At 55.7% G+C, this 22,688-nt stretch carries 22 protein-coding genes; 8 read left to right on the top strand and 14 right to left on the bottom strand.

Annotated elements, in window-relative coordinates; translation table 11 throughout:
• Nucleotides 1–104: 104 nt before the first annotated feature.
• Nucleotides 105–1,679: a trypsin-like peptidase domain-containing protein gene (locus tag AC2FLB_RS07295; RefSeq protein ID WP_496708952.1), complete on the top strand. Its 1,575-nt coding sequence runs from the start codon at nt 105–107 to the stop codon at nt 1,677–1,679.
• A gap of 9 nt (nt 1,680–1,688) precedes the next feature.
• Here the strand turns inward: AC2FLB_RS07295 and AC2FLB_RS07290 are convergent, their stop codons facing one another.
• Complete coding sequence (locus AC2FLB_RS07290) at nt 1,689–3,305, bottom strand: MFS transporter (RefSeq protein WP_496708951.1); 1,617 nt, start codon at nt 3,303–3,305, stop codon at nt 1,689–1,691.
• 48 nt (nt 3,306–3,353) lie between these two features.
• Entirely contained in the window at nt 3,354–4,574 is a 1,221-nt protein-coding gene (locus AC2FLB_RS07285; RefSeq protein ID WP_496708950.1) for an APC family permease, read from the bottom strand.
• Nucleotides 4,575–4,731: 157 nt separating this feature from the next.
• Here AC2FLB_RS07285 and AC2FLB_RS07280 point away from each other — a divergent pair, with 157 nt between their 5' ends.
• The 4 genes from AC2FLB_RS07280 to AC2FLB_RS07265 all read left to right on the top strand — a co-directional run bounded on the left by AC2FLB_RS07280 (nt 4,732) and on the right by AC2FLB_RS07265 (nt 6,437).
• On the top strand, nt 4,732–4,947 hold the full coding sequence (locus AC2FLB_RS07280) for a hypothetical protein (protein ID WP_496708949.1): 216 nt from the start codon (nt 4,732–4,734) through the stop codon (nt 4,945–4,947).
• A 31-nt stretch (nt 4,948–4,978) separates the two neighbouring features.
• Nucleotides 4,979–5,386, top strand: a complete 408-nt coding sequence (locus tag AC2FLB_RS07275) for a c-type cytochrome (protein WP_282021708.1) — start codon at nt 4,979–4,981, stop codon at nt 5,384–5,386.
• A 133-nt stretch (nt 5,387–5,519) separates the two neighbouring features.
• A complete protein-coding gene (locus AC2FLB_RS07270; protein WP_496708948.1) occupies nt 5,520–5,969 on the top strand; it encodes a hypothetical protein in 450 nt (149 codons plus the stop codon).
• Nucleotides 5,970–6,029: 60 nt separating this feature from the next.
• The gene (locus AC2FLB_RS07265) at nt 6,030–6,437 is read left to right on the top strand and encodes a universal stress protein (protein ID WP_496708947.1); all 408 of its coding nucleotides are present in this window, start codon (nt 6,030–6,032) and stop codon (nt 6,435–6,437) included.
• 398 nt (nt 6,438–6,835) lie between these two features.
• On the opposite strand, the gene AC2FLB_RS07260 is transcribed toward AC2FLB_RS07265, so the two are convergent.
• The 6 genes from AC2FLB_RS07260 to AC2FLB_RS07235 form a co-directional block, all read right to left on the bottom strand.
• Nucleotides 6,836–8,224, bottom strand: a complete 1,389-nt coding sequence (locus tag AC2FLB_RS07260; protein ID WP_496702418.1) for a peptidase M16 family protein — start codon at nt 8,222–8,224, stop codon at nt 6,836–6,838.
• Between the two features lies 1 nt (nt 8,225).
• Nucleotides 8,226–9,515 (bottom strand): M16 family metallopeptidase, encoded by a 1,290-nt coding sequence (locus tag AC2FLB_RS07255; protein WP_496702416.1) that lies wholly within the window; start codon nt 9,513–9,515, stop codon nt 8,226–8,228.
• Nucleotides 9,516–9,621: 106 nt separating this feature from the next.
• Nucleotides 9,622–9,792: a hypothetical protein gene (locus tag AC2FLB_RS07250; protein WP_496691997.1), complete on the bottom strand. Its 171-nt coding sequence runs from the start codon at nt 9,790–9,792 to the stop codon at nt 9,622–9,624.
• A gap of 294 nt (nt 9,793–10,086) precedes the next feature.
• A complete protein-coding gene (locus AC2FLB_RS07245; RefSeq protein ID WP_496691998.1) occupies nt 10,087–10,998 on the bottom strand; it encodes an NAD(P)-dependent oxidoreductase in 912 nt (303 codons plus the stop codon).
• Between the two features lie 17 nt (nt 10,999–11,015).
• Complete coding sequence (locus tag AC2FLB_RS07240) at nt 11,016–11,564, bottom strand: isochorismatase family protein (RefSeq protein WP_496691999.1); 549 nt, start codon at nt 11,562–11,564, stop codon at nt 11,016–11,018.
• On the bottom strand, nt 11,561–12,442 hold the full coding sequence (locus AC2FLB_RS07235; RefSeq protein WP_496708946.1) for a HalD/BesD family halogenase: 882 nt from the start codon (nt 12,440–12,442) through the stop codon (nt 11,561–11,563). Before AC2FLB_RS07235 ends, AC2FLB_RS07240 begins: the two co-directional genes overlap by 4 nt.
• Nucleotides 12,443–12,561: 119 nt before the next feature.
• On the opposite strand from AC2FLB_RS07235, the gene AC2FLB_RS07230 reads away from it, so the two are divergent.
• Entirely contained in the window at nt 12,562–13,431 is an 870-nt protein-coding gene (locus tag AC2FLB_RS07230; RefSeq protein WP_496705670.1) for a LysR family transcriptional regulator, read from the top strand.
• Nucleotides 13,432–14,138: 707 nt separating this feature from the next.
• The gene (locus tag AC2FLB_RS07225) at nt 14,139–14,771 is read left to right on the top strand and encodes a tyrosine-type recombinase/integrase (protein ID WP_496702408.1); all 633 of its coding nucleotides are present in this window, start codon (nt 14,139–14,141) and stop codon (nt 14,769–14,771) included.
• Between the two features lie 116 nt (nt 14,772–14,887).
• On the opposite strand, the gene urtE is transcribed toward AC2FLB_RS07225, so the two are convergent.
• From urtE to AC2FLB_RS07195, 6 genes are all read right to left on the bottom strand, one after another.
• On the bottom strand, nt 14,888–15,595 hold the full coding sequence (urtE, locus tag AC2FLB_RS07220) for an urea ABC transporter ATP-binding subunit UrtE (RefSeq protein WP_142639074.1): 708 nt from the start codon (nt 15,593–15,595) through the stop codon (nt 14,888–14,890).
• Nucleotides 15,585–16,325, bottom strand: coding sequence for an urea ABC transporter ATP-binding protein UrtD (gene urtD / locus AC2FLB_RS07215; RefSeq protein WP_142639072.1), 741 nt, complete (start codon nt 16,323–16,325; stop codon nt 15,585–15,587). The genes urtE and urtD overlap by 11 nt, the downstream gene beginning before the upstream one ends.
• Complete coding sequence (urtC, locus tag AC2FLB_RS07210) at nt 16,322–17,581, bottom strand: urea ABC transporter permease subunit UrtC (protein WP_496705668.1); 1,260 nt, start codon at nt 17,579–17,581, stop codon at nt 16,322–16,324. Before urtC ends, urtD begins: the two co-directional genes overlap by 4 nt.
• A 2-nt stretch (nt 17,582–17,583) precedes the next feature.
• The gene (urtB, locus tag AC2FLB_RS07205) at nt 17,584–19,515 is read right to left on the bottom strand and encodes an urea ABC transporter permease subunit UrtB (RefSeq protein WP_496709003.1); all 1,932 of its coding nucleotides are present in this window, start codon (nt 19,513–19,515) and stop codon (nt 17,584–17,586) included.
• A 110-nt stretch (nt 19,516–19,625) separates the two neighbouring features.
• On the bottom strand, nt 19,626–20,900 hold the full coding sequence (gene urtA, locus AC2FLB_RS07200; RefSeq protein ID WP_496701388.1) for an urea ABC transporter substrate-binding protein: 1,275 nt from the start codon (nt 20,898–20,900) through the stop codon (nt 19,626–19,628).
• 301 nt (nt 20,901–21,201) lie between these two features.
• On the bottom strand, nt 21,202–21,579 hold the full coding sequence (locus tag AC2FLB_RS07195; RefSeq protein WP_496708945.1) for a hypothetical protein: 378 nt from the start codon (nt 21,577–21,579) through the stop codon (nt 21,202–21,204).
• A 281-nt stretch (nt 21,580–21,860) separates the two neighbouring features.
• Between AC2FLB_RS07195 and AC2FLB_RS07190 the strand changes: the two genes are divergently transcribed.
• Entirely contained in the window at nt 21,861–22,688 is an 828-nt protein-coding gene (locus AC2FLB_RS07190; RefSeq protein WP_496708944.1) for an urease accessory protein UreD, read from the top strand.

Genomic DNA, 22,688 nt, shown 5'->3' with positions numbered 1-22,688 from the left:
ACCGCGCCCGGGCATACTCTGATTGTGTGCTTTATTGCCAAACGTGGAAGTTTCGAGGTTGCCCATGATAGAGTGGGTATAGCGCTATTAAACAGAGATGGGCCATGCGGACACCGGACCAAGGCGACACAGGAGTTGATACAGGTAATGTCCGTGCATTCCTGGAGAGCTTGACCGGCCCGTCTCGTGGGACTGTAGTCTGGCTTGCCGACAACGCTGTGTCAGCCTCGGTTAGTCCGGACCGTACCTTGAGGCTGAGACCGAAAGAAGATGTGCCAGCTTATGACGAAGACATTGCGACTCTTCAGTGGTCAAATGACGGTTACACGTTAAACGCGTTGTCTGATCGGAATATCTGGGTCAATGGTCACAAGGTCGCTTCGGTTGACCTCAGGCACGGCGACATGATCGAATTCGGCGAAAAAGGCCCGATGTCCCGCTACAGGGTGTGCGACCACTCATTCCCTGCACATCGCACGGTCGAGGATATCCTAAGCGACGCGTACGCATATGCGAGAACAAGCCGTCGACCCTTTCCAAGAAAAATTTCCGGTGCACTGCGCGACAGTGGGCGTCGGCTAGCATCACAAACCACAATTCTCTTCAGGATCACCGTTATTGGCGCAATTCTTCTGATCGCCGTATTTGGGTATTTACTGTTTCAGAACGACAGGAAGCTGGCGGACAGCCTGGAACGAGAATCCCATAAGATCGAAGCGGTTGCCGTTATGCTGGCACAGACCCGGGAAGACTCGTTGACGCCAGAGGATTTGGGTGCACTCAAAGATGCTTTCGAGAGTCAGGTGCTGTCCACTGAGCAGCGTCTTGGCACGCTGGAGGAACGCGCAGGCGCATCAACGCGGATTATCACAGCCTCTACACGTTCCGTCGCGTTCGTCCAGGGCGCCTATGGATTGCGGCAGATCAAAAGCGGGAAATTGCTGCGGCATGTGGTTGGCCCCGATGGAAAGAATCTGCAAACGCCATTTGGACAACCGTGGCTCGAACCAGATGCGATGGGCGAACCTGCTGAGTTTCAGTTTACCGGAACCGGGTTTCTTCTACAGGACCCGCCTCTGTTGGTGACCAACCGTCATGTCGCCTTGCCCTGGACCACTGGCGACCGTGCACAAGCCCTTCAGGCCGCAGCGCTGGAGGCCGAGATGCTGAGTTTGCTGGTCTATTTGCCTGATCAAACTGTACCAATTAAGGCTGTCTTGCATAAAGCAAGCGAAACCGCAGATCTGGCGCTTCTCTCTATCGACTCCACACGCGTTCGGGGACTTGGGCTGTTACTTGCAGATGAGCCGCCGCGAGCGGGAGAGGAAGTTTTCCTGCTTGGATATCCAACCGGCCTGAAGGCTCTTATCGCGCAGGCCGGTCCGGGCTTTCTGAAAACGCTAGAGAATAAAGGCGCCGTGGATTTCTGGACAATTGCGACCCATCTTTCGGAACAAAATAAAATCCGGCCCCTGGCCAGCCGGGGAATCGTAGCCCAGACCAGTCCCGGCGCCATTGTTTATGATGCAGAGACCACAACTGGAGGAAGCGGGGGACCTGCGTTGAACCGAAACGGTAAGGTGGTTGCGATCAACGCCGCAATCTTACCCGAGTTTGGTGGTTCGAATATTGGCGTTCCGGTGTCGCACCTCAAGACACTTCTCAATGAAAGCGACTGATCCGCGTATTCATTCGCCTGTCCGATATGGTGAATTTTGCACAAGAAGAACCATAATCAGTGGGACTATGACAGAGATCAGGCCCACGGTAATCAGCAAATTCCCTAAGTGGCTATAGTCAGCGATGGATGCAACTGTACCCGTTCTGGGTTCGGTAACGACACGAGTCACGACAAATACCTGGTTTAGGTATTTTGTGCCCAAGCTGCTTGCCGACAATGCCATGTTGGTGAAAGAGGCCATGACAGCAAAAAAGGTCGCCTTGAGGTGTGTCGGGGCGTTACGTGCGATCCAGGCCAGCATCGGGACCATCGCGATCTGACCCAGCGGTGACTCGACGGCTGTGTCGAGTATGGCGATGAACCTTGCATCCACGACCCCGCCTGTGTGCGTGGCCGTCCATTCATGCACTCCGTAGTACAAAGCAAGGTTAGGCAGGGCCAGCACTCCGGCGGCAATGGTGAGCAGTACCACCACCTGCGCGATGGAACGACTGGCCATAAACGGCCTGAGGATGATCAGGCCAAGCAGCGCTAGTAGTGAGGTCAGGAGCGCAAGAATTGCCAGAAACTGTTCGTCGAACCCAAGCTCGTCGATTTCGAACCAGGTCAATCCCGGACCAGGCAACGGGACCGCGCGAAAAACGAAAATGATTGTCGCCGTCCCGATCAGAACCTTGGCCTGTTTCGACTCCAGTTCCCTTAGCAGCCGTGACATGAGATAGAGAATGACCGTGAGCGAAACCGCAAAAACAGTCTCTTGCGCAAAGGCGAAATTTGCGGTTCCCAACACAACGCTGAGTACAACAAACGCGAGACCTCCCAGCAGTATTGGCCACCTTACTTCGGTGGCTTGATCCGGTTTGTGTGGAAGGTGCCCAAGACTAACGAGGCGACGCTGTATCAGAGCATGAAGAACCACTCCGCTGATCGACAGTAAGGGGACAACCAGAGCGACGAGATAGACCTGACCGTAGAGAACCAAACGATCGCTTTTATCCAGATCCTCCGCGCCCGAAAAAATCCAGATGTTAACCGCTGCGACTCCCGCAAACCCGGATATGATCGCAATCCTGCCCAGGGTCTGCATGGTAGTGTGGCGGGCACGAACTTCTTCATGCGTAAACGCGAACCCGTCTTGGTTGGTTTGTGGTACCGCTTCGACCGTCATGGCATCTGCCACGACGTCCTGAATGGCATAACCAGAAGGTGCCAGTATCAAGGCAACGACATACCAATGCTCAGGCAGCATGACCCCGGCCATCTGGGCAGGCGCGGTCACAAGTCCATACATGATAAGCAACGAGGCCGTGATAAGAGACGCGCCAACCAATATCAGCAGCGATTTCCAACGCCAGAACAGATCCACCAGATGCCCAAGCGGCATTTTCAAAATCCAGGGCAATCCGGCCCAAAATGCCAAGCCCGCCACGAAAGCAGCAGATAGATTCAGATAGTCCTTGAGGAAAAACGCGCCAACGACGGATGTCAGTCCTGAAACTCCGGCCGCGAAGTACACCATTAACGGTGGCATGTAGGACCATTGTAATTGCGCGACCAGATCAACGAATGTCCGGTGCCACCAGTCAGAGAGCCGCCTTCCAAGTGTAGGTCGATCAGTGTTCATACGTTATTCGGATCCCGTTCTGGCGACCTAACGCCGTCGGATTTTCTCTCAAAGAAACCCGGCGCCGAAAAGCAGGGTGCTGGTCAGCACACCAAGGATTGGCACGACAAGAGGTACGTGGAAATGTTGTCGGGTTGAATCCGGTTTCAACTTCAAAAAGATCAGCGAGAAATTGACTAGCACAAACACCCCCAAGACGATCTGAGATGTGCGTTCTGCTAGGGTGCTGATCGGCAGTGTTTGGGTCAGTAGAAGGATTAGCGCCACAACCAGCAGGGTTGCGACGACTGGTGTCTGGGTTACCTGCGGGACACTCGCCAGTATTTTTGGCAGATGATCCCGGTCGGCAAGGCCGTAGATTACCCGCGACGCCATGATCATCTGGATCAGGACGCCATTGACTGTTGCAACGACTGCGACTGCGGCAAACCCCTGTTTGATTACTTCGGGTGCATTTGAAAAAACCAAAGCAAGCGGGGCAGTCGAAGTCGACAAGGTATCGATAGGAACAACAAGCAGGACCGTAATTGAGGTCGCCAGATACAGACCCGTCGCCAGAACGAGCGTCAGCAGAATTGCCTTAGGAATTGTGCGAACTGGGTCTTTTACTTCTTCGGCGACGTTTGCCATGTCCTCGAATCCAACAAAGGCAAAGAAAGCCAGAAGCGACGCCGCGAAAATGCCCCGCCAAGCGTTGATCTCAAAACTTGGAATCGTCGCGCTGAACGCATAGCCTTGCGGATCTTGCACGGACATGCCCCAGCCAATCACAAACAGAAGCCCCGAAATCTCGATGATCGTGATCACTGCCGCCACAAATACTGATTGCGCAATGCCCCAGAGTGCAATCAGTCCCATAACCGACACGATGCCGATCGTAAGCAACGTGGTGCCAAGGTTGGTCAGGGTGTGAAGATAGGAGGCCGCTCCAATCGCAACGGCCGAAGCCGATATCACTCCCGAAGCAGCGACGGCGAGACCCACCAACACGGCAATCCAGTTTCTTTGAAACCCCGCTTCGACGTATGCCGCTTCTCCCGCGCTTACGGGATAACGTGTCGCGAGTTCGGCGTACGACAAAGCCGTCAGCGAAACGACGAGCGCTGCAATGAGAAACGAAACAGCGGCGTAAGGACCAGCGACCTCGGCGGTAGCACCGACAAGCACATAGATTCCCGCACCGACGGTGACACCTAGCCCGTAAAGCGTAAGCAACGGGGCAGTAAGCGCGCGTCGGAGTTTTGGTGTCGGTGGATCGGCCGTATGCATTGGCTTCACTCCTCAATGAACAAACGCCTGTGTACCGAAGCTACAGCGCGGTTAAGTACACCAGTCACTAACGAGGGGCTCGCCACCATTCATTCTGAGCCCCTGCGGTGGAATTTCCACGCTTTTGCAATTCCGCTTATCACCATGTTTGATTTGGATGCAGGCGATGAACGGCAATCCCGCTGAAACATTCATGCTTTACTATGTAATGTACCTTTTTGAATTGATCTATGTCATTGGTCGCCAAGAACCGACCAGCCAAGCGGAACCGACTGCAGTGTACTTACTTTCGTCGCAGTCTTTCCCAGCTGGTACTCAAATGCTGAATATGAGCGAGATCAATGAAGCGTTCATTCATTACCGCGTAGTCTAAACGCGAAATGCTGACGTTCGAGGAGGTACAGATGCCAGTTTATCGCGGACTTCTTTTGTCAATATTTGCTGCAAGTGCTGCACTGGCGCAGGATATTGACCTTCAAAACGGAAACAATCTCTACAGAACCTATTGCTGGCAATGCCATGGTTTCGAGGCCACTGGAGATGGTCCAATGGCGGAGATGCTGGCAATAAGGACGCCTGATTTGACCAGGCTTGCGGCCCAAAACGACGGTGTTTTTCCGATTGAGGCGGTGGCGCGTCAAATCGATGGTCGCGCACCATTGCTCGCGCATGGCGGAGAAATGCCCATTTTTGGACCGGCTTTGGATTCGGATCAAAAAGTTGCGCTGACCATGCCTGACGGCCAGCCGATGTTCGCAGGTGTGCCGTTGGCAAATGTGATCTATTATCTGGAGTCTATTCAAATCGAGTAGGTTGGTACAAATGCTGCCATTAGATTGTAGATCACCACTGCCCACGTTTGTTGACGCCGGTTGATCTACATTAAGGTTATTTTCTACTGGATATGGTAAGATTCAGCATTGGGAAGATGAGGAGGAATCTCCGATGCCTGAAGAGAAGCCAAAATCAAGTTACTCCAACCCACTTGTGGATGTTTTCAAGCAGATGCAGCCGACTACTACGGCCAATCCGTTTTTAGGCGCTCAGCTTGAGCAATTCTGGGACACGCAGGAGAAATCACTGAAAGAGGCAGAGGCCTTTGCTCAACATTGGTTTGAGAGGCGTCACGAGGCTGTTCGAACCGCGCTAGAAGCTGCGCGCTCGGCGTCTGCTGCAGACCCGACTGATCGGGCGAAAGCACTGCAATCCATAGCAGAGTGGCAGAAGCATTCAGCCGAACGCCTCGTGGCTGACGCTCAGGAATGGTTCGAAACAGTTGCCCGATGTGCAGCATTTGCAGCGGAAACCGAAGCCGAAGCTGTGGAAAAAACAATAGATGATGTTGCAAGCACAGCAAAGAAAGCGGGTAAGTCTTCGAAATCCGAACCGGTTTAGAGTGCCGTATCACCGCGGAGGCCGGAATGATCGTAGCTGGAGCAATCGAAGGTCACTAACATGTATAAGAACATTCTGATTCCAGTCGCGCTGGACAAAGATCACGATACACAGGCCTCTTTTGAAGCTGCTCGTTTGCTAGCGAATGCCGATGCGGAATTCACAGTGCTCCATGTGCAGGAGCCGGTCCCTGCATATGTGGCATCCCAGATACCCGAGGAAGTTCTGGCCAACACGCGAAAAGAGCTTCAGGAAGGCTTACATCGGAACGCTGCAGAGCTACCGGGGGCGAAACCGCGGCTTATCTCGGGGAGCGCTGGCCGAGCGATCGTTGATTTCGCAAATGAAAATGGCATCGATTGCATAGTGCTGGCCTCACACAAGCCGGGGATCGAGAACATGTTTATTGGGTCGACTGCGAACCGGGTCGTTCACCACGCCAATTGTTCTGTCCACGTGATCCGCTGAGTCGTTTTGTGGCAGGTGCTCCAAGTCGAATGCTGGATGCCCAGCATGGGACACAAAGACGACGGAGTGAAATTGGCGTTGCGAGCACGCGCAGCGTGAAAATCGTATTCACGCTATGGGCTCGCTGCGGCCGATTGCCAATGCAGTAGGCAACTTGGCGCAGATGGAACGGAACCAGCCATCGGCAGAATAGGTCAAGCCTCTTATCTTCCACTGTCACGGTCGATGTACTGTCGTTCGCATGGCAGGAGCGAACTTTGGCGCCGCAAGCGGCGAAACCTGGCTCTGCGCCCAATTTGCACAATACAGCACTAAACACTTATGACTGCTTTGCGCGGCAATTGAGCTTTGCAGGGGCTAGTGCTTCCTTTTAAAGGCCAACTACAATTGCATTTGACCTATAGGTTTTCAGCATTCGAAAGCACATCAAGGCAAAACCTCAATGGGGTGCTTTTCGGCATCGAGCAGAAACCTTTTGATTGCAAGGGGTCCAGAGGAGAGTTTCCTCCTCCGATCAGAATAAGAAGGAAATCCTCCAAAGGCGGCAAAAGCTCATGTGAGATTGCTGCCGTCTCCTCCAATGACAGTGTTTGGAACACGCCAAAAAGTGGAATTTCGATAGTCCCGTCAGCGCCCTCGGGGTACTCGTGCAGGTATTGCCGCGTTCCCCAGACAGGCTCAGTGAAAAAATCGCGATAGTAAGCCCGGTCCAACTGACCGAACTGAATCTCTAAACCTTCTTGTTCAATCTTCCCGCTGCGGACACTCTGATAGATTTCCTTTATTTTCTCATAGATCTCTGGCCATCTTACCGCCTCAACTGTTGCGCTCAGTGAGATAATCGCCTTTCTCTTCCCCATGACAACGAAATCTGAACGTGGATCGTAAGCCGCACGCATTTCCTGGCGGATTATCCGAAACATCTCAGACCCTTGGTTTGCGCCAATGTAATCCACCAAGACATTTGTTCCAACTTGGTCAGCCTCGTCCGCAAACTCCTCTGCTTTGACAAAAAGGATCAGCATCTCGGAAGAGTCGGGATCGGCAAAGTGAATGACACCCGCTGGAAGGGTGAAGTCATCCACATCCGTGCCAATCAACGCTTCAGCCCATTTTGCAAAAGGCAGTTCCCACTTTCCCTTCGGGCGGGGAAGATTGTTAACCAGTCGAATGGTGCGGCGTTCTACTTCTTCATCTCCAGATCTTAGGATTGCCTGAATGGGTTGACCGAAACGAAATTGGCCATCCCAAACCTCGGTTTCTGCTTCGTCAGGTTCGTACTCTAGGAAATCCGCCACTTCATCCAGAACATGTTCTGGCATTCTGGTCCTGGTAGACTTGATTGGGCTGGAATACCGCAGCTCTCTTGCATACCAGCCGTCGGAGTATTCCGGCTCAAGCAATAGATTTTCGAGGTGGACGATGGTCTCTGGAAAGACTTCATTTGGCGCCGAAACAGTGAGCATCAGACTATGGCGACTTGTTTCGACGTAATACCTGATCCCCTTCAACTGCTTGTATTTAGCAATTTTGTGGGAGGAACGGCTTGATGTTCCTCCTGACACGATACTTGCGAGACCAGCGCGCAACGCGGCCACCCGTTCTGTTGTTGGCCGATCAATTGGCCAAACCAAGGTGAGTTCTGAGATGCCGTTTTCTAGTGGCATCAGATAAACAATATTCGCATCGCCAGTCGTTGCGATCAGCTCTGCTCGGACCTGCTGCGCTGACAGCAGGCTGAGAACCATTAAGAGAGAGGAAGTGAACCGGCTTTTGAATGCTTGCATGTTACTCTGCTTTTTCGGCCAACACGACTGATGTGGCTGATGGCTTGATGACCTTTTCGGCAAAATCAATAACGTCCTGATCTGTCGTATCGTTCAAGATCTCGACAAATACTGACGGTGTGACAGGTGGGAAGCCATCAGAAGCCACATTCTTCAGAAATGATAGAAACTCTACGGGTCGGCGCGCGGCATTCCGGGCTCCAACGACCTGCGTCTGGCGTGCTTGATTGATTTCGTCCCTGGTGATTGGTTCGTTCAACAAATTCGCCAGAGTTTCTGTCAGATGGCTGTGCGCCGGGTCCAAGCTGAAGCCAGGCATCAGGTGCAAATCTATGGTAAGTTCTAGATCAGCATTCTTGGCAAAATACCAGTCAGCATCGACGCTGAAAACACGCTCGTCTTGATAGTACAGGGCCTTGTATAGCCTTTCGTTCAAAATATCGATGGCGATGAAAAATGCGCCCTGCATCTCGATGCTGGTTGACCGATCTTCGAAGTCCACGAATTTCGCAAACTGGACTGTGTCATGCGCCAGCTTGTCCGACCTAATGCGCTCAATAAACTTGAGCTCGGGATCCGGTTTGTGGTCTAACCAGGGCTTCTGAGGAACCTCAGAAGGTTCTGTGTCCCCAAATATACGTGCAACGAGTTCTTCGGCTTTATCAGGGTCAATTTTCCCCGACACGATTAACGTCACATTGGATGGCACATAGTGTGTTTCGTGAAACTGATAGGCCTTCTCAAGGTTCAATTTGGGAAGATCTTCAATGGTGTTATTTGCCCGACCACGCAGAGTGCCATAGAGGTTTTGAAGCGCAATTCTTCGGAGCCAGCGAAGCGGAGACTGTCTTTCGCGTAGCAGTGTTTCACGCTGAACGATATCAATTTCGCTTTCCGCAAATCCTTTCGGCAGTGTTGGGGTGTCAAGAACCGCCCGAGACAGCCGCAACAGCATTTCTATGTCGGAAGGAACGCCAGAATTAGTGTAGACAGTAGATACGTTGTGCGTTGTCGCATGGATATCACGCTCTCGGGGCTTTCTCAGAATGGTAGCATCCGCTGAAAACGCGGCCAGATGTTCAGTCAGATGCGCCGTACCGGATGGTTCCGGATCGTCATACGCCCCCGAGAGAACAATTAGCTGCACGTCCACACGGTCGAGGTCGTCTACCGGAACTACGTAAGCTGCGTGTAATCCGCCTTTCTCAGAAAGAGTGATAACGCTCTGAGCTTGAGCAGCTCCAGCAAACACCAAGAGGACAAGCGAAAAAAACAAAACGACTGCGTGCATTATTATCCTTTAAACTATTTCACTTAAGCCAAATAACGTCCGTCGTTAGGCGTTCAACGAAAGCGAAAATGATTTGCTGAATGCTTGTGGGATACGAGTTGTTATTTCAAGTCGCCAATTGAAAACTTGTCGAAATGTTTTCGGTTTGCTGCAAATCAACGACCGCGAACGACTGGTTCGGCGACATGCGCTGCATCGTATCAATGGTGGTGCCGCACGTGCGAGAGAATGCTGCATCAGCAAAGCAGGAAAATCCAATGTCGGCATTGTCCTGCATAGCAGGCCTTCATACTGTCTGAACCGAACCGATAACCTACTGAAACCGTCAGATGACTGGTTTGAGCCCCCACCAGTCGTTGCTATTTTTTTCTGCGTGCGCTCGCAGCTAGGATTTTTCGGCACCCGCGCAACTTCTCATGTTGCGGTGCGGCGGCCATTCTGGCCGTTCGCGCACCGCGCAGCATTCTTTAAGGTGGGAATTTACAGGTCGCGGACAATGCCGACTTTTGCTGAAACGGTGCCAAAGTCAGCAACTGACTTCGGTTGGGGCATACCAAAGTGGCCTGGATCGCTATTTCTCCCAATGGGGCACCCAGTCACCATCCGTACGCAGTGACACACCGGCGGCATCTTCTTCCAGCTTGATTACGTGCAGTTCGCCCTTGTCGCCGCCGTAGGTTTTTCGCGCTTTTTCAAATTGCGCGCAGACCAGACGTGTCGCGGGGGCCGGTGTTCCTGCGTCATCGCAGGCCTCGACAATGAGCCCCAAGTCTTTTTGGCACAGGTCTAGCGTGAAAGATGGATCGTAGTGCCCTGCAAAGACCGACGGCGCATCATGGTGCATACACCAGCTATCGCTGGCCCCAATTTTCAGAGCTTCCCATGCTCGGGGCAATTCAACGCCGGATTTTACGGCCATGACCAATGCCTCTCCCATCGCGGTGGCGTGGATCGCCCAAAGTTGGTTGCTGGCAAGTTTGGTGATTGACCCGTTGCCGCTTTGGCCCATGTAGTGCATCGGCCCCATCAGCTCCATCACGGGGCGGATACGCTCGATCGTGTCCTCGTCGCCGCCGGCAAATTGCGGCATATTGCCTGCACGTGCGCCATCAACCGCGCCTGATACCGGGGCGTCGACCGGCTGGACGCCCTTGGCTGCCAATGCGCTTCCAAGTGCTCGTGCCAGGGTCGGTTGGTTGGTTGTCATATCAACCCAAACCTGCCCCGCCCCCATCGCCGACAGTAGACCGTTTTGACCCCGAACCACCTGTTCGATCTGCTTGGGACCAAACACCATAGTAAAGACGATATCGGCATCTTTGGCGGCCATGGCGGGCGTATCAGCCCACGTCGCCCCAAGCGCCAGATGCCGTTCGGCGCGCTTAGCGTCCAGATCACAAACGGCCAGCTGATGCCCGCCCTTGATCAGGTTCAGGGCCGCCGCCCCACCCATCGTGCCAAGCCCGATAAAACCAATGCGCATGTGTGCGTCTCCTGAAATCAAGCGGCGAGGATTTCGTCGGTCGATTGGACCGCACCAAATTCGCCGTGAAGGTTTGCAAGGGTCACCGAGTGGATTTGCGCGGCGGTATGGGCAACCCCGTCTGGACCGGTTGCGTCATAGGCCCAGACCGCATCAGAGGCATAGATCATATCAAACCCAAGGCTGCTGGCCGAGCGTGCGGCGGATTCAGCACAATGATTGGCGGTCGCACCGCAGATGACGACCCGTTCAATGCCCGCGCCCTGCAAATCAGCTAAAAGCGTGGTGCCACCAAATGCACTAGAGGCGTGTTTGACGATCACTTGTTCGCCGTTCTGAGGTGCGGCAAACGGTTGAACGGCAGAACCCGGTGCATCTGGGTGAAACGGATCATCCGCATCTGTGCCGTGGTGGTGGATGTGGATGATCTTGTCACCAGATGCGCGGAATTGCGACAGCAAACGTCCAATATTGTCAGACGCTTCAGGGCAAGACCGCGCGGCCCCAGCAGCATCGTCATGGGCGAGCGCCATTTGCACATCAATAACGAGGAGAGCGGTTTTCATTGTGATATTCCTTTAGCCTGCGCCAGTGCGGCCCTACGATCCTCAAGGATTTTTTCAACGCGTGTGCCATAGATGCGTACGTTGATGTCGTCGCTGATGACACGACCTTTTTGTTCATCATAGGTCATAATTGCCGTAACTCTGGGATGCGCGCCGAACACTTCGGTCACACCGTGCAAGGAATATCCGCCACGGAACAGTGTAAACGTCCCGGCCCCACGATCGAATTTATGCGCATGGGACATATCCCCCGCCAATAACCGGTCCACGGCGTCACGGTCTTCGGCCTCATCTGTGCGCGAATTTGGCAAGAATGCAAAATCGCCACCGCTTTCAGCTGCTTTCAAAAGCAACGTCACGGTACATTCGGTTGTATCATAATGCCATGCATGCCAACTGCCGGGGTAAAGTGCGACAACATTCAGTGCCTGAAACTCATCTGCACAACGATGCAACACGGTCTTTTTCTGCACACGGCGAACGAAGTCCGTCAGGACATCCGACTTATATAACTGCTGGATCAACGTATCTGCCGGTATCTGGTCATCGGCAAGCTGAGTAGCCACATGGGTGTATTCGCGACGTCGCGGATCATCTTCGGGCAAGGACGGATCAATCGCACCTTGATAGATGTTGCGTTTGATTGTCAGCACCTCGGCACCGGGCAAAAGGCTGCTGGATTCGTCCTCAAGGGCGGCCAATGCGTCCGCGCGGATGAAGCCATCCAGATTGCACCAGCCGTACGCCTCCATGTGGTCCTGACAGTCCTTCAGGAACGCCGCACCCGCGCCCTTATCCAGATCAGCAATTGGATAACGCGCAAGATCGACGAGGTTCAGGGCCATGTCAGCATGGGTACCAAAAACGGTCTTTGACATCGCACTCTCCTTTGGAAATCGGGCAGACGCGGGCCCGTTACCCATTGATAGACGAGCAGTTGGCAGAAGATAAACGAAACGAATTGCCCTCAAGCACATAAATATCTTATGCCACACGGGTGAAACAGAATCTCAATCTGAATTGGCTGCGCACGTTTGAGGCCGCGGCCCGCCACCAGAGCTTTACCGCCGCAAGCCATGAATTGGGCCTGACGCAAACCGCCGTCAGCCAACATATCAAGGCGCTGGAGACCAAGCTGGGGCAAAACCTGTTCATCCGCCGCGCCAAAAGCCTGCAGCTTACGGATATCGGGCAAGCCTATCTGATTTCGGTGCGTGAGGCGCTTGAACACATCGCGTTTTCGACCAGCGGGCTTTTTGGGCCGGAGCTAGAAACGACCATCGTTGTGCGCGCCTCTGCGGCGATGATCATCTGGCTGACGCCGAAGCTGTCCACCTTTCAAGATGAACACCCGCAAATCGTGATCAAGCTTGAAACGTCGCTGTGGCAAAATGTGCTGGAAAAACACCCCGTCGATGTCGAGATTTTGCTCGCCGCGCAGACCCACGCAAACCCACGCATGGTCAAGCTGTCGGACGAGAGAATCCTGCCCGTCTGCGGGGTGCAGACATCAACGAAAGTCCAAAGGCCCGCGGATCTGATGCAACTTGATGCCATTCACGTTCTGGGCTTTGACGACCATTGGGCGCGTTATTTATCCGCCAACGGCCTGCCAATTGACAGGATTTCTCCCCGCATCATCGTTGACACCTCGGTCGCGGCCTGTGAATTGGCCGCCGCGGAGAACGGCTGCGCGATTATGTTCGAACGGTTCGCACAACAGGCCATCGCCGCAGGGCGCGCCATCAATATTGTCGGTGACCCCATCGCGAATGGTCAGTCACATTATGTCATCCAACGAAATACGGGCCTCCGCGAAAAACAGGCGTCAGCGGCATTTTGTGAATGGTTGGCCGCATGCTTTTGACGTTCGCCTCGGAGCCAAAGGGGCTTTTCTGCGAACGGTTGGAAACATCTCTTTAAACCCCATGAGCAGCCGTTCTTCGACTTTGCAGCCTTGGCCGAACTGGGCTCTTCACGGCCATGCGGTGCCGCAGAAACCCGGGGTCCCTTCGCGGTCTGATAGCGTCCCTTCGTCTGGACAACGCATTTCCGTCCGAACCACCTGTATAAATTCGTGTTTCTCAGGCCGCAAAAGTGAGCATGCGTCGTTCGCTGTCTGGCAGCGGGAATTCCGGCAACGGGTAGCGACCATCGCTCAGAGCCCAACCTGTACCTTGGATTTTTTCGCTGCGTGCGCTCGCAACACGGAAAATTTTGGGCACGCACAAATTCTTGTGTCACGGCGCAGCGCTGAATTCGGCCATTCAAATATTGCATAGCAAGAATGTGCGCCCGGATTCACGGGATGTAGACTGAAGCAGTGATCCGTGAAAATCTGTGCAAGCGTCGGCCCACCGGACCGGTGCTTCCACGGTGGGGCTGACGCGCCTTGATTCCGTTCTGGGGTGCATCACAACCTATGTCCGCCAACGAACTCAAAGCGGTTCAATGCCTGCACCGAGAACTCAAGTAGAGTGGGCTTCGGACAGCAGGCATCCGATTCGATTGTACAAGTGCCTCGTTGGCGCGGTGCCGATGATTGGGTGCGGAGGGCGGATTGGAGGGCACATTATGCCTAGAGCTCAACTTCCCGCAGTCACCCCAAAGCGCAGAGCATGGAACAAGGGGCGGATCATCGGCCAGAAACGCCCCTTGTTTCCCAAGCAGGTCTGGGCGATCCGTGCTCGGCTCGAACTCGCCGGAAATCTGCGCGATCTTGCGCTGTTCAACGTCGCCATTGATAGCAAGCTGCGTGGATGCGATTTGGTTAGGCTTGCCGTGACCGATCTGGTCAAAGATGATCGTGCTCGAGAACGGGTTTCAGTGGTCCAGAGCAAAACCAAGAAACCAGTACAATTCGAACTGACGGAAAACACACGGGATACGGTTCATGCTTGGGTCAAGTCGCCAAAGATGATGGGCTGTAGCTTCATGTTTCCGAGCCGTTTCCTCGAGCGACCCCATATCTCAACGCGTCAGTTTGGTCGGCTTGTCCGGGATTGGGTGACAGCGATTGGATTGGAACCGAGCGGTTACGGAACCCATTCACTCCGCCGAACCAAAGCAGCGGAGATTTACCGTAAGACAGGGAATCTCCGTGCAGTGCAGCTTTTGCTGGGTCACACTAAGATTGACAGTACAGTGCGTTACCTTGGCGTTGAGTTGGAAGATGCTCTCACTATTGCGGAGCAGATTGAAATCTGACCCGCGTCGGTGAATGGCACTTGCCGTTCGCCGGTTTGGAACAGACTTACGGCCTTGAAGCGGCGAAACCGGTTATGAAGGGAAGAATAGTATACAGATCACCCTGCCATTGCGTACTACAAAGACGTGCTTGCGGTCAGCTTTTCGAGTGATAGTTCCGGCTTTCGCGCGCTCAGTTTGACGGCACCGCGCTCCATCACGACGAAGGCATCCCCAAGATCATAGGCGAAGGACAGATACTGTTCGACTAGGACGATAGCGATGTTCCCGCGTTCCTTCAAAATGCGGATGGTGCCGCCGATCTGCTGGATGACGTTCGGCTGGATACCTTCGGTCGGTTCATCCAGAAGAAGCACTTTCGGGTTCGACACCAGCGCGCGCGCGATCGCCAGTTGCTGTTGCTGGCCGCCTGAAAGGTCACCGCCCCGCCGTTGCAGGAACTTCTTCAGAATGGGGAACAGATCAAAAATCTCGTCCTTCACCTTGCGTTCGCCACTTGGCAGGCAGGCAAATCCCGTCTCAAGGTTTTCCTGCACCGTCAAAAACGGAAAGATCTCGCGCCCCTGGGGCACATAGGCAACGCCCTTCCGCGCAAGGTCAAAGGCCTTCAGCTTTCCGATGCTTTGGCCGTCCAGATCATAGTCGCCCCCCGACCGGGGATGGGTGCCCGCCAGCGCCTTTAACAGCGACGTCTTGCCTACGCCATTGGTGCCCATCAAGCAGGTGACCTCGCCCTGGGCCGCGTCGAAATCCACGCCGTTCAGAATTTGGCTGCCGCCATAGTGCAGCGTCAGATCGCGGATGCTGAGGAAACTATCGGCCAAGGTACACCTCGATGACTTGCTGGTTCTTGGTGACGTGATCGATCGAGCCTTCGGCCAGAACCGAGCCTTCGTGCAGCACGGTCACTTTGCAATCCAAACGCCGCACGAAATCCATGTCGTGTTCCACTACGACGACAGCGCGGGTCTTCGCCGCGTCCCGCAGAATTTGCGTGGTCTTCTGACGTTCTGCGGTCGTCATGCCTGCCGCAGGTTCGTCCACCAGCAACAGCTTCGGTTCCTGTGCCAAGAGCATCCCGATCTCCAACCATTGCTTTTGCCCGTGGGACAACTCGCCAGATTTCCGTGACAGAACCGCGTCCAGCCCAATGACATCCGCCAGTTCTTCGACCCGGGCAAAGTCCGGTGTTTCGGGTTTGAACAGCAGCACGGCCAGCGGCGACCGCGACTTTTTCAGCGCCATCATCAGGTTGTCTTGAACCGTCTGATCCTCAAACACCGTGGGTCGCTGGAACTTGCGCCCGACCCCTTCCATGGCGATCTTGCTTTCCGATTTGCCCAGCAAAGACACGGGCGGTTCGCCCCAAAGCACATGGCCCTCGTCAGGCCGGGTTTTACCGGTCACCACATCCATGAAGGTGGTCTTGCCCGCGCCGTTCGGGCCGATGACCGCCCGCAATTCGGCCCTGTCAATGCTGAACGACAGGTTGTTCAGCGCCTTGAACCCGTCAAAGCTGACCGACACGCCCGAGACTTCAAGAAGCGCGCTCATGCATCTGCCTCCTTTTCTCTCAAAGAACCGTGGCCCGGCCCCAGGTCGCGCCCATGCCGATTGGGGTTGCGACGCGCTGCCAAGGCGTCGACCAGCCCTCCAATGCCTTTCGGTGCGAAAAGCGTAACCGCCACGAAGGACAGCCCCAACAGGACGGTCCACCAATCGACCCATTGAATGCGATACCCGGCGATGTTCAGGTCAGGGGCTTGCCCGCCGGTAAACCAGGTCGACAAGAGCGAGACGAAAGCTGCGCCGATCACGGCTCCGTACAATCGCCCACGCCCGCCGATGGCCACCCAGACCGCCAGATAGATCGAGGCAATCGGCGCCAGTTCCGCCGGGTTGATGATGCCCGCCTGTGGGTAGTAGATTGCGCCTGCAATGCCAGCGAGCACGGCCGATACGGTGAAGACAAACAGCTTGAACGCCTCGACTGGATAGCCAAGGAAGCGCACCCGCGCTTCGTCGTCCCGAATGCCCCTGAGGACCGAGCCGAACTTGCCCGACACCATCCATGTCGCCAGCAGGTATCCAAGCCCCAAGGCCAGGGCCGAGGCCCAAAGGAACCAGACCGAAACGATGGCCTGACTAGTGCTCTCCAACCCCGGCAGATTCTGCAGGCCTGACAGACCGTTGTTGCCGCGCAATCCGCTGTCGTTTTGGAACAGGTACAGTGACAGCGCCAGCGTCATCGCCTGCGTCAGGATCGAAAGGTACACACCTGTCACCCGGCTGCGGAAGGCCAGCCAGCCAAAGACCAGCGCCAGAAGCCCCGGCGCCAGTACGACGGCGGCCAGTTGCAGCGGCAGAGAATGGGCAAAGGCCCAGATCGGCGGAAATTCCGAGGCTCCGACGACACCGAAGATCTGGCCAGCGATCCCGCTGGAGACCTCTTCGGGCGTTGGCGGCAGCCCTCCGGCGGCGAGGCTTTCGACGACGATCAGACGCGTCCGCTCGTACATCAGCCACATGCCTATCGCGTAACCGCCCATTCCGAAGAAGGCCATGTGCCCAAGGGACAGGATACCGCAATAGCCCCAGACCAGATCCATCGCCAGCGCGACGAGGCAGAGGCACAGGGTCTTGCCCAGGGTCTTAACGAAACTGGTCGAGATGACGCCGATACCGAACCCTTCGGACAGGATCGTCACGCCCAGGGTGAACAGCCCCAGACAGGCCAGAAAGATAAGCACCGACGGATAACGCACCACGAAAGGTGTGCGACGCACAGGGCCTGCTGTCAGTTCCGCCATGCTCATGCCTCCGCCGCCCGGCCTTTAAGCGCGATGATCCCGCGCGGCCGGAATTGGATGAAGAGGATGATGAAGAGGATCATATAGGTCTGTGCGGCCAGTGTGTTCGAGGGGTTCAGCCATTCGATCCCTTTTTGCAGCGAGCCAACCATGGTCGCGCCCAGAAGCGTGCCCCAGATGTTGCCAACGCCGCCCACGACCACGGTCATGAAGCTTTGCACGATATAGTCCGCGCCCATCTCGCTGGTCACTTTGGCGTAAAGCCCAATCGCCACACCCGCAATCCCGGCAATACCCGAGCCGAAGCCGAATGTCAGCATGTTGATCCTGTCGGGGTTGATCCCCATCGAGGCCGCCATGCGGGGGTTCTGCGTCACCGCCCGCACTTCCAGCCCCAATCGAGTGCGGTTCATGACGAAAAGGAATAGCGCCATGAACGAAAGCGCCAAAACGAAAATCGCGATCCGGATATAGCTGATCGACACGATGTCATTGAACACCAGCGATCCGTCCAGCCAACCGGGCGAGGTGAGGGGCCGCGCTTGCGTGCCGAAGATGTTCTTGGCGATCTGTTGCATGGCAATGGAAATCCCGAAAGTCGCCAGAAGCGTCTCCAGAGGGCGATGGTAGAGGTGGCGGATCACTAGCCGTTCCATCGTGACCCCTGCGCCGAAGGTGACGGCAAAGGCCAGCGGCAAGGCGACGATAATGGAAATCGTGTAATCCGGGATGATCTGCTGGACGACGTAGCCGGTGTAGGCGCCCATCATGATGAACTCGCCATGGGCCATGTTGATCACGCGCATCACCCCAAAGGTGATAGCAAGACCGATGGCGGCAAGAAAGTAGATCGAAGCGAGAGACAGGGCGTCAAGGCCAAGGTCAAATGCCTGGTTGAATGCCACCTTGTTTTCGATGCCCGTCAGCACCGCCGCCGCGGCAACGGCCACTGAAGGCGAGCCGCTGTAGCGTTCGTAGAACGTGAAGCCTGCCAGCGTTTCGTCCACCTCGGTTTCGGTGGCCACGGGGTCTACCACGCCCTGTTCGGCCAAAGCTTCATAAGCAAGGTCGCGTGCGTCTTCGCTGTTCAGGGTCGCCACCTGAACCCCCGCGACCGATCCCTTCGAGATGTTGGCCAAAAGCGCGTTCCGCTTGTCGTACCGGCTGATCCGGGGTTTCGCCAGATCGGCGGCAACCAGAAGATCATAGGCGGACTCGCGCGGCAGGTCGTCGCTGCCGACGGTCAGGATGCGGGCGATGTCATCGCCCTCGGGTGCTTGTGCCGAAGCCTCGACCTCCACGGCCAAAAGCGGGTTCAATGCGGCCCGGACATCGACACCAAGATCGCCGTCAAACCGCTGGATGGCAGCAATCCTCTCCTCGTCGGTCGCGCCGAAGCGGATTGTCAAAAGTCCCTGAAGGCGTTCCATGCGACTTTGCACAGACTGGTCCGTTTCGTTGGGCAGAACTTTGGTCAGGGCCGCGAGATGGGACACCTCCGAGTCACGCTCGATCGCATTCAGGGCCTGCATCTTTTCGGCAAAGGACCCTGATAGTTGGAATTGCACCAGGGCCGCGCCGATCATGCCGCGAATGCCGCTGTTGGGTTTCAACTGTTTGAAGTCACGGGCAACGAAAGTGCCAAGTTCCGCGCCATCGGCAAAGTCAAACGCCGTCAATTCCTTGCCCGAGGCTTCGCCATAGACGAAAAGCCCGGTGTCCTTGTCGCGCCACATCTCTTTGTTTTGCCAGCGTTCCAGCACGACCTGGGCCTCGGCCAGACCACTGGCGGCAAGCGCGTCGATGGCAGGACCGATGGTCTTGCGCGAGGATTTGGCGATGATTTCGCCATGTTCTTGCAAGAGTTGCTGGATCGGCGCCTCGGCGTTCTGCGCCGAAAGTGGCAAGGCAAGAGCGCATAGAAGCACCGACATGAAACCGATGTTGAACCGACGTATAATCGACATGGATAGTTCAGCCCCCGTAAGGCGTTCTGGGGGCGACATGCGCCGCACCCGTAGGGTGGGTTTTCAACCCACCATGCTTAGTAGTTCGACTTGATCTGAACGCAGGACGACGTTTCGGTGTTGTACATCCCGCAATCGAGTTCCGCCCAATCGGATTTCAGCACCGCCGATTCCGGCAGGAAATCCGTCCAGGCATCGCCCGGCACTTCCTCCGTCTGGCTGATGATGTCGAACTGACCATCCTCGGTGATCTCGCCGATCAGAACCGGCTTGGCCAAGTGGTGGTTCGGCAGCATGACAGCGGTGCCACCAGTCAGGTTCGGGAATTCCTGCCCGTACAAGGCGGTGCGCACGGCATCGACGTCGGTGGTACCTGCTTCGGTCGCCGCATTCACCCACATGTTGAAGCCGATGTAATGCGCCTCCATCGGGTCATTCGTCACACGCTCGTCGCCCATGCGGGCTTTCCAGGCCTCGACCCATTCGGCGTTGGCATCGGTATCTGCTGACTGGAAGTAATTCCAGGCTGCGAGGTGACCAACAAGGTTGGTGGTGTCGAGACCCGACAATTCTTCCTCGCCGACCGAGAAGGCCACAACGGGAATGTCGTCGGCGCTGATGCCAGCAGCCGCGAGTTCCTTGTAGAAGCCCACGTTTGCGTCGCCGTTGATCGTTGAAATCACGCCGACTTTCTTGCCATCCGCACCAAGAGCCACGACGTCCGAGACGATCTTGGACCAGTCAGAATGACCAAAGGGCGTGTAGTTGACGAAGATGTCGTTCTCGGCGATGCCCTTCTGCTGAAGATAGCTTTCCAGAATGTTGTTCGTCGTCCGGGGGTAAACATAGTCGGTGCCCAGAAGCGCGAATTTCTCAACGCCAAGTTCTTCCAGAAAGTAATCCGTCGCCGGGATTGCCTGCTGGTTGGGGGCGGCGCCGGTGTAGAAGACGTTTTTTGAGGATTCCTCGCCTTCATATTGAACCGGATAGAACAGAAGTCCGTTCAACTCTTCGATCACAGGTAGAACCGATTTCCGCGACACGGATGTCCAGTTGCCGAAAATCACGTCAACCTCGTGTACCGAAATCAGCTCGCGCGCTTTTTCGGCAAAGAGCGGCCAGTCCGACGCCGGGTCGACCACGACGGCCTCCAACTCGCAGCCCAGAACGCCGCCTTTGGCGTTTTGCTGTTCGATCAGCATTTCCATCGTGTCTTTTAGTGTTGTTTCTGAAATCGCCATGGTTCCGGACAGGGAGTGCAGCACTCCCACCTTGATCGGGCAGTCTTGCGCCATGGCCGGCAGCATCGAAGCGGCCAGGACGGCGGCAGAACTAAGAAGTGTCTTTTTCATCGCAGTTTTCCTTCAGGCACTGCGCGGGGAAGCGTTGCTTTCAAGGGTGTGATCCCCCATATGCCCCCCACGCAATCTAATTGCGGAGTGCGGTGGTGTTTTGGAATTGCAAGGCCAGCACCATCGCACGTTCAACGGGATTTGTGTGATCCCGGAAGAAGTCGTTCCATGGAAATTGCTGCGACTGCGAGATCGGCGGGGGTTGAAAAACGGCCCCTGGCGTCAATCCGTCAAAAATTGCGCAGACTTTCGCGGGTTCGCCATTTTATTGTGCGAAAGAAACGCCAAATCTTTGGGCGTTTCAGCTTTCAAGCAAGAATCCTGTGCAATAGCCGATCTCGGCCCGGGCACGCCGCACCGCCCATTTGGAGCGATCCGCATCGCGTGAGAAGCTGGCGGCGGTCAGCAATTGCGCATGCGCCATCTTGGCGTCGATACGCAGGTGAAGCGCATGACGTCGTTGATCGTCGGGCACCGTCGCGTTCAGAAGGTCGATGAACTGCGCCCGGCGATGCGCGATCTGATCCGTGCGGTCATCATTCATAAGCCAGGAATGTTCCAACTCGGCCGAGAACCGTCCTGCACATGCCGCGAATGAAGACATCAGGGGATCATCTGCCGCCAGACTTTGCTTCGGTAGGATAAGAAGCAGGACCAGAAAGGTTTTCAAACTGCTCATGATCCGATCATGAACGACCTAGAAGTCAGCAATCAAGCTTTCTGCCACCTTATGGCTAACGCACACTTAACAGACGAAGTCCCTGTCACCCGTTCGACACGTCATTCAGGCATTTCCGTGTCGGCATCTCATCATTGCTGAACTTCTGGGCGAGTGGGGTTACTTTCGCACAGCAAATAGGCAGAACTCCGGGATTGGTCTTTTTCCCGGCGCGCAGCGGTGGATCACCCCCCAATCTGCATGGTGAACCATGCGGGTCGAGTACCGGGGGCGACAAACGCATGGGTCAACCACATCTGGCATCACGAGAGGCGAACACCGCCCCGAGATCCATCGGTGCCATGACCTTGTCGACCAAATGCCGTGACGGACGTACGGGCATAGACCGCTTCAGAACCTCGGGCGCTAGCAAGGTGGCTTTTCCGCGTCGCAAGGATGCCGTCGAAGCCATTGTGCTGAACACTTCGGGCGGATTAACAGGCGGCGACCGGTTTGAGGCTTCGGCCAGCGCCGGGCCGGACAGCCACCTGATCCTGACAACCCAAGCCGCAGAACGTGCCTATCGCAGCACTTCTGGCGCTGCGTGTGTCAGCACGCGCCTGTCTGTCGCCAAGGGCGCGGTACTGCATTGGTTGCCGCAAGAGTTGATCATGTTTGACGGCGGTTGTCTTAACCGTCGCCTTGACGTGGACGTCACCGACGGAACCGAGGCCGTGCTGGTCGAACCCGTCGTCTTCGGTCGCCGCGCCATGGGCGAAACCCGTATCTCGGGCAGTTTTCGCGACCGGATCACCCTGCGCCACGATGGTCGCCCAATCTATTGGGATCGCATCAACCTGACCGGATCAATCAGCGCCAGTCTTGACCGTCCGGCCATCGCAGGCGGCATGACCGCCCTTGCCAGCGCCCTTTACTTCGGCCCGCGTGCCGAGGCGCTTTTGCTGATCATCCGACAGCTGTTGCCAAAGACGGGCGGCGCAAGCCTTGTCGCGCCCGATCTTTTGACCATCCGACTTCTTGCCGCCGATTCCTATCTGTTGCGCCAATGGTTGGTGCCGGTGCTGGAACGCCTGACCGAAACCACCCTGCCGAAATCCTGGAGCCTTTGA

It is taken from the genome of Ruegeria sp. CDSA236 (genome assembly GCF_059611285.1).
This window is presented reverse-complemented; position numbering and strand designations above follow the sequence as displayed.

Excerpts from the sequence above, each read along its gene's own strand:
- AC2FLB_RS07225 (WP_496702408.1), top strand. The coding sequence starts at position 14,139 with ATGCCTAGAGCTCAACTTCCCGCAGTCACCCCAAAGCGCAGAGCATGG.
- urtB (WP_496709003.1), bottom strand. The coding sequence starts at position 19,515 with ATGTCGGTGCTTCTATGCGCTCTTGCCTTGCCACTTTCGGCGCAGAAC.
- AC2FLB_RS07280 (WP_496708949.1), top strand. The coding sequence starts at position 4,732 with ATGCAGGCGATGAACGGCAATCCCGCTGAAACATTCATGCTTTACTAT.
- AC2FLB_RS07260 (WP_496702418.1), bottom strand. The coding sequence starts at position 8,224 with ATGCAAGCATTCAAAAGCCGGTTCACTTCCTCTCTCTTAATGGTTCTC.
- AC2FLB_RS07255 (WP_496702416.1), bottom strand. The coding sequence starts at position 9,515 with ATGCACGCAGTCGTTTTGTTTTTTTCGCTTGTCCTCTTGGTGTTTGCT.
- AC2FLB_RS07245 (WP_496691998.1), bottom strand. The coding sequence starts at position 10,998 with ATGCGCATTGGTTTTATCGGGCTTGGCACGATGGGTGGGGCGGCGGCC.
- urtA (WP_496701388.1), bottom strand. The coding sequence starts at position 20,900 with ATGAAAAAGACACTTCTTAGTTCTGCCGCCGTCCTGGCCGCTTCGATG.
- AC2FLB_RS07250 (WP_496691997.1), bottom strand. The coding sequence starts at position 9,792 with ATGCAGGACAATGCCGACATTGGATTTTCCTGCTTTGCTGATGCAGCA.
- AC2FLB_RS07270 (WP_496708948.1), top strand. The coding sequence starts at position 5,520 with ATGCCTGAAGAGAAGCCAAAATCAAGTTACTCCAACCCACTTGTGGAT.
- AC2FLB_RS07195 (WP_496708945.1), bottom strand. The coding sequence starts at position 21,579 with ATGAGCAGTTTGAAAACCTTTCTGGTCCTGCTTCTTATCCTACCGAAG.
- AC2FLB_RS07285 (WP_496708950.1), bottom strand. The coding sequence starts at position 4,574 with ATGCATACGGCCGATCCACCGACACCAAAACTCCGACGCGCGCTTACT.
- AC2FLB_RS07265 (WP_496708947.1), top strand. The coding sequence starts at position 6,030 with ATGTATAAGAACATTCTGATTCCAGTCGCGCTGGACAAAGATCACGAT.
- AC2FLB_RS07190 (WP_496708944.1), top strand. The coding sequence starts at position 21,861 with ATGGGTCAACCACATCTGGCATCACGAGAGGCGAACACCGCCCCGAGA.
- AC2FLB_RS07290 (WP_496708951.1), bottom strand. The coding sequence starts at position 3,305 with ATGAACACTGATCGACCTACACTTGGAAGGCGGCTCTCTGACTGGTGG.
- AC2FLB_RS07295 (WP_496708952.1), top strand. The coding sequence starts at position 105 with ATGCGGACACCGGACCAAGGCGACACAGGAGTTGATACAGGTAATGTC.
- urtD (WP_142639072.1), bottom strand. The coding sequence starts at position 16,325 with ATGAGCGCGCTTCTTGAAGTCTCGGGCGTGTCGGTCAGCTTTGACGGG.
- AC2FLB_RS07275 (WP_282021708.1), top strand. The coding sequence starts at position 4,979 with ATGCCAGTTTATCGCGGACTTCTTTTGTCAATATTTGCTGCAAGTGCT.
- urtC (WP_496705668.1), bottom strand. The coding sequence starts at position 17,581 with ATGGCGGAACTGACAGCAGGCCCTGTGCGTCGCACACCTTTCGTGGTG.
- AC2FLB_RS07240 (WP_496691999.1), bottom strand. The coding sequence starts at position 11,564 with ATGAAAACCGCTCTCCTCGTTATTGATGTGCAAATGGCGCTCGCCCAT.
- AC2FLB_RS07235 (WP_496708946.1), bottom strand. The coding sequence starts at position 12,442 with ATGTCAAAGACCGTTTTTGGTACCCATGCTGACATGGCCCTGAACCTC.